The 12342-nt window shown below is 40.9% G+C and carries 8 protein-coding genes; 7 read left to right on the top strand and 1 reads right to left on the bottom strand.

What is annotated here, in order from left to right; all coding sequences use genetic code 11:
- Positions 1 to 85: 85 nt before the first annotated feature.
- A complete protein-coding gene (locus tag ACYIAR_RS08520; RefSeq protein WP_480333484.1) occupies positions 86 to 1351 on the bottom strand; it encodes a porin in 1266 nt (421 codons plus the stop codon).
- Between the two features lie 313 nt (positions 1352 to 1664).
- Here ACYIAR_RS08520 and ACYIAR_RS08515 point away from each other — a divergent pair, with 313 nt between their 5' ends.
- From ACYIAR_RS08515 to ACYIAR_RS08485, 7 genes are all read left to right on the top strand, one after another.
- Positions 1665 to 2306: a redox-sensing transcriptional repressor Rex gene (locus ACYIAR_RS08515; RefSeq protein ID WP_480333482.1), complete on the top strand. Its 642-nt coding sequence runs from the start codon at positions 1665 to 1667 to the stop codon at positions 2304 to 2306.
- Between the two features lie 85 nt (positions 2307 to 2391).
- Complete coding sequence (locus ACYIAR_RS08510; protein WP_480333480.1) at positions 2392 to 3006, top strand: fumarylacetoacetate hydrolase family protein; 615 nt, start codon at positions 2392 to 2394, stop codon at positions 3004 to 3006.
- A gap of 36 nt (positions 3007 to 3042) precedes the next feature.
- Positions 3043 to 6456 carry a type IX secretion system sortase PorU gene (porU, locus tag ACYIAR_RS08505; protein WP_480333478.1) on the top strand — a complete coding sequence of 1138 codons (3414 nt, stop codon included), beginning with the start codon at positions 3043 to 3045 and terminating at the stop codon, positions 6454 to 6456.
- A 260-nt stretch (positions 6457 to 6716) separates the two neighbouring features.
- Positions 6717 to 7853 carry a type IX secretion system outer membrane channel protein PorV gene (gene porV, locus ACYIAR_RS08500; RefSeq protein WP_480333593.1) on the top strand — a complete coding sequence of 379 codons (1137 nt, stop codon included), beginning with the start codon at positions 6717 to 6719 and terminating at the stop codon, positions 7851 to 7853.
- A 184-nt stretch (positions 7854 to 8037) separates the two neighbouring features.
- On the top strand, positions 8038 to 8517 hold the full coding sequence (ispF, locus tag ACYIAR_RS08495) for a 2-C-methyl-D-erythritol 2,4-cyclodiphosphate synthase (protein ID WP_480333476.1): 480 nt from the start codon (positions 8038 to 8040) through the stop codon (positions 8515 to 8517).
- 189 nt (positions 8518 to 8706) lie between these two features.
- Positions 8707 to 9057, top strand: coding sequence for a translation initiation factor (locus tag ACYIAR_RS08490; RefSeq protein ID WP_480333474.1), 351 nt, complete (start codon positions 8707 to 8709; stop codon positions 9055 to 9057).
- Positions 9058 to 9080: 23 nt separating this feature from the next.
- Positions 9081 to 12287 carry a UvrD-helicase domain-containing protein gene (locus ACYIAR_RS08485; protein ID WP_480333472.1) on the top strand — a complete coding sequence of 1069 codons (3207 nt, stop codon included), beginning with the start codon at positions 9081 to 9083 and terminating at the stop codon, positions 12285 to 12287.
- The last annotated feature ends 55 nt before the right edge of the window (positions 12288 to 12342 follow it).

The raw sequence follows: 12342 nt of genomic DNA, 5'->3' as shown, positions 1-12342 counted from the left end.
CTGGGATAATAAAAAATAAAAGCCAATAGCAAAATTACTTGATGCTATTGGCTTTTAACTTATATAATAAATGTGTGTTTTTATATTACAATCCCAATTCAACCTGGAATCTGAACTGCCAGCGGTTGTAAGTAGGATCTACAGGATTGATTTTATGGTTATATGAAGCATCGGCTTGAACCTTCAGACTATGACCAATCAAGTATTTGGTTACACCGATAGTAGTCTGGTTATATTTTTCATATCCTACCATTTGCTGAACCTTTTCTTCCGGGAACATAGTTGAATTACGTAGTGCAATTTCCCAGTTTTTCGGGAATAGATAACTTGTCTGAATATTCAAACCGTTACCATTGTATATAGATGTTTCATTGTCGCCTGTAAACAGCGGGTCGGAACATTTACGTCCCATAAAGTCAGTGTAGAATGCAAAACCGTTGTATTTCAAAATAAAGTCAACAAAGTAGCTGTTAATGTCTCGGGTTTCGTTGTTCGGCATTATGTCGCCTTTTTGTCCCTGAAGTCTGTTGGTGTTGTCGTTGAAAGAATATGCGCCGGCAAGAAGGATTTTTACTCTTTCCTCGCGTTCGAAATCTCCTTCAGTGATATCACCCAAAGATTTGAAACGACCTAGAGGGAAAAGCTCAACGCGGCCGGTATATGCGAAACCGCTGTTTTTACTTACACTCCAGTTTCGTCCTTCACCCAAAGTGATAGAACCTTTCAAGCCGATATTGAAATCTGCAAAAAGCTTTTCATAATATTCTGTAAACAAACCGAAATCACGGTCGATGTTGAACTCTGAGTTTACGATACTTCTGTCCACAAACTGCAAAGCACTGGATGAGTTCACACGTGCACGGTTGGCCTTTATCTTTGTCTGTCCGAAACCGATGCTGAAATTGTTGGTTGGCATATAGAACACCATCGCGTCGCGGATGATATTTACGTTTCCGTTAGGAATAACTTCCGCATCGTATGGAGAGAATCCCAACTGGATAGAATATAACAATTTAGGTGAGAAAATATAACCGTCGAAACGTAGACGCAGACGTTTCACACGAGCTTCTGTTTCAGTGTGTGAGAAGTTGTCGTCGAACGAAGCTGATGCCATGCTCTGCATACGGAAACGCATTGTCATCTTATAGCTTTTGTCCTTTGGTTCGAAAGAAATACCTTTACCGACTTCGATGTTAGGCATATTGCGCAAATGTTCCAGCATTTCTTCTGATTCGTTGTTTGTTGTCAGGGAGTCTATGAACGATGACCAGCTGCTGGTTTTCTTTTCCTGTGCCGACAGGCTAATACTGAAAATTAATAAGAATAATGATAAAATGTTTCTGAGTTTCATGTGTTTAAATTTTTTGCAAAGATAACTTAATAGCTATTACAAATAGGCGACAGTGATGTTACAATGCTGTTACATGGCTGAGATTGATGAATTTGTTGCTTGTACATTTCTAATGAAAAAAAGAAAATAGTAATTTTGCAGTTTTACATTAAGTAGATGAGGAAGCTAGGTTTCGGAGATAAGTTGACAAGGTAAGATTACCTTTGCTTTTCTGTTTTTTATGACAGAGAAACCTCGTCAAATTGTTCCCTTGTTAACTTGTTCCCTTAAAAGTAGAGCTTGCGAAACTTTGAATTAATAACATTAAAAAAGAATGACTGTTGACGATATTAAACCGGTAATGAAGGTTCCGGAGCCGACGTTGAGAAGACTGCCATGGTATTTGGCTTTCTTGAAGTTGCTGAAAGCTCGCGGTGAAGAATTTGTTTCGTCCACTCAAATAGCGAAAGAGATAAATGTTGATGCGAGTCAGGTCGCGAAGGATTTGTCGTTTGTCAATGTTTCGGGAAAGACGCGTGTTGGATATGAAATAGATGCCCTTATAGAAGAACTTGATGATTTTTTAGGTTTTGCTTCTTCGCATAAAGCTGTAATATTCGGAGTCGGAAGTTTGGGAGCGGCATTGCTTCAGGATACTGGTTTGAAGCAATATGGTCTGGAAGTGGTTGCCGGTTTTGATGTTCGCCGTGAATTATCCGGAAAGTCAATAAACGGAATACCGGTTTATCATATTGATGATTTCCCTGCCATCCGCAAGAAACTTGGGGCAACTATAGGAATTGTAACTGTTCCGGTGGACAAAGCTCAGGAAGTTACAGATTATATGATAAAGGGCGGAATACGAGCTTTGTGGAACTTTACGCCTTTCCGTATTCGTGTGCCGGAGAATATTGTAGTGCAGAACACTTCGCTTTATGCTCATTTGGCAGTGATGTTTAATAGGATTCAGGAGTAACAGGTGGCAAGTTGACAAGGAAACAAGTTGACAAGACCTTCCTTGTATCTGAAGCCTCGTCCCCTTGTCTCTAAAATACACATATATGAAAATAATAGCAGTAGGAATGAATTACGCAGCTCACAATAAAGAGCTGAATCATACGTTAGAATTAAAAGAGCCGACAATCTTTATGAAGGCTGATTCTGCATTACTGAAAGACGGTAAGCCGTTTTTTATTCCGGATTTCACAAAAGAGGTGCATTATGAAACGGAATTGGTGGTGCGTATCGACCGTTTGGGAAAGAATATAGCCGAGCGTTTTGCTCATCGTTATTATAATGAGGTAACAGTGGGGATAGACTTTACTGCGCGCGACTTACAACGAGACTTGCGCTCTAAAGGTTTGCCTTGGGAAATAAGTAAGGCGTTCGACAATTCTGCTGTGATAGGGCAGTTTGTTCCTCTTTCATCAGTGGGAGAAGTTCAGAATTTGAATTTCCATCTTGATATAAACGGACAGACTGTTCAGAGAGGATGCACAGCTGATATGCTTTTCTCCGTAGATAAGATTGTGGCTTATGTCAGTCGCTTTTTTACTCTTAAGATTGGTGACCTGATTTTTACCGGAACTCCTGTTGGTGTTGGACCGGTTGCTATCAACGACCATCTGCAGGGTTATATTGGCGAAGAAAAGTTGCTGGACTTTCATGTCCGGTAACCCGGTTTTGAAAGTTTGTAAACAAATGAAATGCTGATGAGAAGATTTCTCTGTACAATTATTTTATCTCTATTTTGTTTGTCGGTTGTTTTTGCTGCCGACAGCCGTTATGCTGCCCATTCGGCGCTGTCGTCCGGACGCTGGGTGAAAGTCAGTGTTGATGCCAATGGCGTGTATAAGCTTACTGAGGCACAGCTTAAACAGATGGGATTTCAGGATATTTCCAAGGTTTCGGTTTGCGGATATGGCGGTTGGCCTCAATCAGAAACACTTACCGGTGACGAGGCTGACGATGTGCCGCAGGTTGCCGTTTATCGGGGAAACGGATATATACTTTTCTATGGCAAAGGAACAGTGAAATGGGATTATGGCAAGGTTGGCGATACAGAGACTTTTGTTCATACCAATAATCCTTATTCAACATTGGGATATTATTTCATTACGGATGCTCTTCCGGTTAATGATATGAAAACAGAGGATTCTGTTGACGGTGCTGTGCGTAAAATCACAACTTTTGATGATTACAGCCTTTGGGAAAAGGAGCTTGTTTCGGTGAATACTTCCGGACGTGATTTGTTCGGCGAGTCTTTTCAGATGAATCCTACGCAAACTTTCAGCATGAATATTCCGGGAATAACTGCGGATGACGCTATTGTGTCTTTCCGTTTTATTTCCAAGACGAGTTCAAGAACATCGGTGAGTGTTGAAGCCAATAGTACTACCGTTATCAGCACAAGTATTGCCGGACCTTCAAGTAGTAGCACCGAATCATATACAGCTGCACGAAGCGTGACTAGCGCAGGACGTTGGCAAGGAGAAAAATCGGAAGATGTGAAGCTGACGGTAAATTTCGGTGCGACGGGTAATCAGAATACTTATCTGGATTATATACGTGTACAGTCGAAACGTGCATTGAAGCAATACGGAAATACTACGTTTTTCCGCAGTCTGGATGCCCGTAACAATGTTTCCCGCTTTGTAATTGCTGATGCTACAGCTTCTACTGTGGTTTTTGACATTACGGATGCGGAGAGTCCGAAGATTATGTCCGGTTCGCTGTCCGGTTCGGAATATAGTTTTTCAATCAAGGCAGAATCTACATTGCGTGAGTTTGTTGCTGTTGAGGCGGACAAACTGACTGCAACGCCAACTGTTGTGGGTGAGATTGAGGCTCAGGATTTGCATGGGCTTGAACAGACAGATATGGTTATCATAGTTCCTAAGACTTTCCAGACTGAGGCAGAGCGCTTGGCAGAGTTTCATAAGGAGAAAGACGGGTTGAAGGTGACTGTGGTCAATCCGGAATTGATTTATAACGAATTCTCCAGCGGAACTCCGGATGCTACTGCATATCGCCGTTTTATGAAAATGTTTTATGACAGAAAGACATCGGATGCGGATGCTCCTAAATATCTGCTGCTTTTCGGTGACGGTGCGTATGATAACCGTGGGCTTACGCAAGAGTGGAAGAACCAGCAGTCGCTGCTGAAGAATATGCTGCTGACATATCAGTCTGAGAATTCTTTGGATATTGACTCATATACTACTGATGATTATTTCGGGTTTCTGAAAGATAATACTGAAACATTCTATGCTCCGACAGCGGAACTTTGTCTGGGTATCGGACGTTTCCCTATCCGAACAAATGCCGAGGCCAAGGCTGCTGTGGATAAAGTGCTGAATTATACGTCTGACGCAAGCTGGGGCGACTGGAAAACGAATCTTTGTTTTATGGCTGACGATGGTAGTAATGCGGATAAGTATACTACTCTTCACATGGACCAGTCGAATCAGCTGACGGATATAGTCAATACTAACAGACCTGAGTTCAATATCAGCAAACTGTTCTTTGATGCTTATAAGAAAGACCGTACGGGCGGAAACGCTTCGTATCCTGATGTGAAAAATGCTTTGCAGAAGCAGTTGAAGAATGGGGTTTTCCTGTTGAATTATACAGGACATGGCGGAACTGAAGCTCTTTCGGACGAGAAGGTTATAACGAAGAGTGATATCGTTCAGGCTTCGTATGAGCATTTACCGCTGTGGATTACGGCAACTTGCGACTTTACCCGTTTTGATGCTATGACTACTTCGGCTGGTGAGGAAGTGTTTTTGAATGAGAAAAGCGGAGGTATTGCTCTTTATACAACTACAAGAGTTGTGATGCCTGGACCGAATTTCCGACTTAACAAAGCTCTTATCGAACATTTATTTGCTCCTCTGAGCGGGAAAAGATATACGTTGGGTGAGGTGATGAAGGAAACTAAGCTCAGTTCAACTCTCCGAAATGATGCCAACAAGCTTAATTTCGTTCTGATTGGTGACCCTGCCCTTACATTGGCATATTCTAATGAACAGATAAAGGTTACGGAGATTAATGGACAGCTGGTTTCAGATTTGTCGGAACCCGTGCAGCTGAAGGCTTTGTCGAAGGTGACTCTCAAAGGCGAGGTTCAGTCGTTCGGTGGCGAGAAGATTCAGGATTTCAATGGACTCGTAAATCTTTCGGTGCTTGACAGTAAGGTGACTCTTACAACTTTGGATAATAACAATACCGGCACTACATTCCAATATACTGATTATCCTAATACAATATATATAGGTGCTGATTCGGCACGTAACGGTTCGTTTACGTTCAACTTCACTGTACCTAAAGATATCTCGTATTCGAATGATGCAGGAAAAATGATTTTCTATGCTTCGGACGAGGCTAAGAGCCGTGATGCTCAGGGTGTGTTCCAGGAATTTATAGTTGGCGGAACATCCGACGATGCCGGCGAGGACAATCAAGGGTCGGATATCCGTTATCTGTATCTGAACGATACTACTTTTGTTGACGGAGGAAAGGTGAACACTACACCGCTGTTTGTTGCCTGTGTATGGGATAAGAATGGTGTTAATGTTGCCGGAAGCGGCTTGGGACACGATATGGTTCTAACAATTGATAATAGCCCTTTCAATTCTTATGTCTTGAATGATTATTATCAGGTGTTGCCGGAAGGTGATGGTTCGGGGTTAATAGTTTTCTCTATTCCTGAATTGGAAGCGGGAGTTCATACAGCTGAATTGAAGGTTTGGGATGTATATAATAACTCTACAACTCAGACATTCACTTTTGAGGTGGTTGAGGATTTGAAGCCAGAGCTTATAAATCTGACTGCAGGACCGATTCCGGCTCGCGACCAGATTCGTTTCTTCCTGAAGCATAATCGTCCGGAGTCGCAGATGACGATAACCATTCAAGTATTTGATATGGCAGGAAGACTGATGTGGAATCATGAGGAAACAGGTTCTTCCGACTTGTTTGATGACTATGTAATTACATGGGATTTGTGTGCTAATGGAGGAACACGTTTACGTGCAGGAGTTTATCTGTATCGTGTTTGTATGACTTCTGGAAAGTCTGCTGAAGTTACTGCTGCTAAAAAATTGATTATATTGGCACAGTGATTAACAAGGAAAAGGGAATAAATAATTCTCTCTCCTAATACAATAAAATGAAACAAAATAGGTTTAGTATTTTATAAGTTGACGAGTTAACGAGTTGATAAGTAAACAAGGAGATTAAACATTAAGCTTACAGAAATACGGAGAATATAGATTCTACCTCTTCTTGACTACTTGACTACTATACTTCTTAACTCCTTAAAACCAAGTATATGTCTATAATGAATTTAAAATCAAAAGTTTTATGCCTTCTGCTATGCGGTATGGCAACAATTTCCGGATTAAATGCCCAGAGCAAGAATGATTTTGCTCCTATAAACACTGCAGTACCGGCTTTGTCAATTGCTCCGGATGCACGTGGTGGTGCGATGGGAGATAATGGTATGTCAACACTTCCGGATGTTAATTCCCAATATTGGAACCCGGCTAAATATGCGTTTGCCTACAGCCAGGCAGGTGTGTCACTTTCTTATACTCCTTGGTTGCGTAAGTTGGTAAACGATGTAGCTCTTGCAAATCTTTCCGGCTATTATAAATTAGGTAATAGTGATATGCAGGCATTGGGCTTTTCTTTGAGATATTTCTCTATGGGTGAGGTGACTACTAATGACGACAATGGTAACTTTCTGATGGGAACAAACCCTTATGAAATGGCTTTCGATGTAAGTTATAGCCGTAAATTGTCGGAATACTATTCAATGGCGGTTGCTTTGAGATATATCCGTTCAGATCAGGGTGCTGATGTTGATGCTGAAATGTCTGCCGGAAATGCCTTTTCTGCTGATATCGCAGGTTATCTGGAGAAATATGTTATGCTTGGAACTGCTGAATCATTATGGAGTTTTGGTTTCAATATTTCCAATATAGGTTCTAAAATATCTTATGACGGTGGTAATAAGAACTATTTCTTGCCAACAAAGTTGAATATTGGTACAGGTTTGCTTTATCCTATTGATGACTATAACCGTATTGGTGTTTATCTTGATATAAGTAAATATCTTGTTCCTAGTTTGCCTCTGAATCCTGGAACAACACAGGAGGAACAGGACGAATATTATAAGCTTAAAGATGAATACAACACAATGTCTCCGATTACGGGTATTTTCAAATCATTCAGTGATTCTCCTGGCGGATTCAAAGGTGAGTTGCAGGAGATAATGCTTTCAATCGGTGCAGAATATAGCTATAATGAGCAGTTCTTTGTGCGTACAGGTTATCATTATGAAAATGAGAATATGGGTAACAGAAAGTATTTTTCTTTCGGTGCCGGTTTCCGTATGAGCGTGTTCGAAATTGATGCGGCATATCTTATCAGTACAGTGCCAAGCAATCCTTTGGACCAGACATTGCGATTCTCATTGTCATTTGATATGGATGGAATAAAGAATTTGTTCAGATAAGAGAAAATTTGACAAGTTGACGAGGGGACGAGTTGACAAGGGGTTAAACACTGAGGCGCAGAGACACAGAGAGGAAAGGTTGAGAGTTTAGGGATTAGAGTTTATATTTTAAAGAATATAGAAATATTATTGACTACTTAACTACTTGACTCCTTCACTCCTTCCCCAAAAATATCAATAAAATATGAAATTAAGAGTAGGTTTCGGTTACGACGTTCACAAACTTGTAGAAGACCGTGAGCTTTGGCTTGGCGGAATCAAGATAGAACATACATTGGGCTTGTTGGGGCATAGTGATGCTGATGTACTTATTCATGCAATATGCGATGCTTTGCTTGGCGCGGCAAATATGCGTGATATAGGTTATCATTTCCCTGATACTGCAGGTGAGTATAAGAATATCGACAGCAAGATATTGCTCCGTAAGACGATGAAACTAATTCGTGATGCCGGATATGAACTGGAGAATATAGATGCGACAGTTGCTGCTGAACGTCCGAAATTAAATCCGCATATACCGGAGATGAAGCGTGTTCTTGCAGAAACAATGTCTGTTGATGCAGAAGATATATCAATAAAGGCAACTACAACTGAGAAACTTGGTTTTACCGGTCGCCAGGAAGGAATTGCAGCTTATGCTACAGTACTTATCAGGAAAGATTAATATAGCATAAAGACAGGTCAAAAATATATACGGTCCCGTATGATCATGGGTTCGGTCCCGCGTTGCGCTGGGTTCGGTCCTACGATTGTGCGGGACCGTATGTGTTTTTTTAGTTGAGCTTTCGAAACTTCAGTACTGTATTTTGATACCGTTGGAAAAATCATTAGTTTTGAAAAAAATATTATTGAAATGAAGAATAACGACTGGAAAAGCCGTCTTGGTGTGATGTATTCTACCAATCCGGATTTTCAATATGAAACAGATGAGGTTCAGGAAGAAGAAACTCTTCCTAAGGACAAACAGCAATTGCGTATTTCTCTGGATAAACGTAATCGAGGTGGAAAAATGGTTACTTTGGTTACCGGTTTCCGTGGAACTTCAGATGACCTTGCTGCTCTGGGAAAGATGCTGAAGGTGAAATGTGGAGTTGGCGGTTCTGCTAAAGATGGTGAGATAATCATTCAGGGCGATTTCCGACAGAAAGTGTTGGAGATGTTGCTGAAGGAAGGATATGGAAAGAGTAAGATTGCTGGGGGATAAGGAGTTGAGGAGGTAAGATAAAAATGCTGACAATCTATAGAGCTTCTGCCGGTGCCGGCAAAACACATAAACTGACAGGTGAATATTTGCTTCTGCTGTTTTCTCAGCCAGGAGCTTATAAGCGTATCTTGGCTGTAACCTTTACCAATAAGGCTACGGATGAGATGAAGGGCCGTATTGTGGAAGAATTGTATAATCTGGCTTCAGGTCATAAGTCGGATTATGTGGATATGCTGTCGGAAGCATACAAAATGGATGAGGAACAGGTGCGAAGTCAGGCAAAGAAAATCCTGATTACTATATTGCATGATTATTCTGCATTCAATATAAGTACCATTGATAAGTTCTTCCAACAGACAATGCGTGCTTTTACCCGTGAAATAGGTTTGCAGGGTGGTTATGGAATTGAGATGGACCAGGACCTTGTGCTGTCAGAGGCAGTTGACCGCCTACTTGCCGGTTTGGAGAATCCGGAGAACAAAGAGCTTCTCGGTTGGATGCTGCGCTTTGCTGAAGATAAGATTGAAGGTGGAGGAGAATGGAATTTGCGTCGTGATATTATGTCACTCGGCTCTGAAGTATTCAAGGAGAGTTATAAGGCTTTCAGTGATGAACTGTTGTCTGACATAAAGGATAAAAAAGCTTTGGAAGACTATAAGACTTCTTTGTTCAAGATTATTAAATCTGTCGAGAAAGAGGTTCGTGATATTGCTTCTGAAGCCAAAGAAATAATGAACCGATATTCGTTGTTGCCAACGGATTTCAAGGGTGGAAGCCGCTCTCCAATGTGTCTGTTTGATAAATGGGCAAAAGGAGAAATGAAGCCGCCTACTGCTACATTTGCAGGATTGGAGGATAATGCTTCTGCATATACAACCAAAACAACACCGGAAGATAAAAAATCAGCAATCATGTCTGCTTTTTCAGCCGGATTGAATGATTGTGTGAAGCGTATGGTGGCTCGTTTTTATAATCTGACTCATTATTATACTGCCAATGAAATTGTAAGATATTATTATACTCTTGGTATATTGGCTGATATTTCAAGGAATATCGCGGAATACAGAGAGGAAAAGAATGTAATGCTTATCGCCGATACAACTGAACTTTTGAGCAAAGTTATCGACGGAAGCAATGCTCCTTTTATATATGAGAAAACGGGAACTCGGATTGATAATTATATGATTGACGAGTTTCAGGATACCAGCGGAATGCAATGGCGCAACTTTAAACCTCTGGTTGAGGAAAGTGTATCAAATAATAGGGATAATCTTATTGTAGGTGATGTCAAGCAGAGTATTTACCGTTTCCGTAACTCAGACTGGAAATTGCTCGATGAGCAGGTGGCAAAAGATTTTGCCGATGATGTTGTTCGTGAAGAAACACTGAAAGATAATTGGCGAAGCTGCAGGAATATAGTTTCGTTCAATAACAGCTTTTTCACTGCTGCTCCGTTTTTGTTACAGGATTTATACAATAATAATATAGAAACATCTTCTTTGTCGGACGAGGAAAAAGCGTTGTATAATACTCGTCTGATGAGTGCTTATAAGAAAAGTTATCAGAGGGTTCCGGCTCCGTTCCGTAACAAGGATGGACATGTGAGGGTGGAGTTTGTCCAGTCTGACGATAATGGCGAATGGAAAGAAAAAGTACTTGAACGCTTGCCCGAACATTTGGAAAAACTGCAGGATAATGGCTTCGAATTGCGTGACATAGCAATATTGGTGCGTACAAATATGGAAGGTGCTGCTGTTGCCGAAGCTCTTATGGCTTATAAGGATTCTCATCCGGAGAGTCCATATAAATATGATATTATCTCTGATGATGCTCTTTTTGTGAGCCGCTCGTTCGTCATAAGATTTATGATGCAAATGTTGCGTCATATCAATAATCCCGGAGATGATGCTTGCAGGAGAATTGCTTTATTCTCATATCGTATTGTGTCTAGTCATTGGGAGCGGACAGATTTCACTGATATTGAACTTGAGGAATTACAAAGAATATCTTCACTTCCGTTATATGAAATGGTGGAATCGGTGTACAGACTGTTCATGCCATATTTCCCGGTAAACGAGCAGGTGTTTGTCCAGGCTTTCCTGGATATGGTTGCCGAATATTCGGGAAAGGAAAGTGCAGACTTGAGCCGCTTCATAAAATGGTGGGATGAAAGAGGATATAGAAAAACCATAGCAACGCCAGATGCCCAAAATGCAATCCGTATTATGACAGTCCATAAATCAAAGGGGTTGGGATTCAAGGCTGTTATTGTTCCGTTCTGTGACTGGGAGATTGACCATAAGCCAACGAAGCCGGTTGTGCTGTGGTGTCATCCTAAGGAAGCACCTTTTAATAATTTGCATCTTGTGCCTGTGCGTTATGGCCAGGTTCTTGCCGGAACTATATTTGCTTCAGATTATTTCAAGGAGAAACTACATGCTTATATCGACAATTTGAATACTCTTTATGTTGCTTTCACTCGCTCAAAGGAAGAACTGATTGTGATGGCTCCGATGCCAAAGAAACCGGGTGAAGCTCCAAGTTCTATATCTGGATTGTTATGGAATGTGCTTGATTGTCATATTCAGGATACTGCTGAAGGAGAAAAACTGGAAGATATAACTGCTTTCTTTGATAAAGAAAAGGCTTTGTTTGAAATGGGAGACTGGTGGAAGACATCTCAGAAAACAGGTTCTTCAGAAATGAAAGAACTCCCTATTCGTCCGGTTTGTTCTGTTTCTTCCGACAACCGTTTGCATTTGAGACTTCACGGCAAAGGTTTCTTCTTTAATGATGAGCGACGCAAACACGGAACACTGATGCATGAGATTCTGAGTGCTGTCAGAACTTCTGCTGATATAGAAAGAGCTGTTGAATATTACAGACTTTCGGGTGTAATATCTGGAGAAGAGAGCGGAGAGTTGATAGCTCGTCTTCATAAATTGCTGGAAAAGGCAGAAGTCGCATCGTGGTATGATGGTGAGGCAAAGGTCTTGAACGAAGTTGAGATACTTGCCGGAAAAGGTTTGTCGAAACGTCCGGACAGAGTTATGATTTATCCTGATAAAGTTGTTATAGTTGATTATAAATTTGGGGAAAAAGAAGAGAAAAAATATCATACACAGGTGCGGAATTATATAAAACTTATTCATAAAATGGGCTATCAGAATGTTGAGGCTTATATTTGGTATGTAGAGCTTGATAAAATTGAAATAGTGAAAGAAACATAACAGTTTGTGTTATTCAGTAAAAATGAATATTTTTGCAAGTCATATAATTAACGAA

Source organism: Parabacteroides sp. KHUB-01 (genome assembly GCF_056640935.1).
This window is presented reverse-complemented; position numbering and strand designations above follow the sequence as displayed.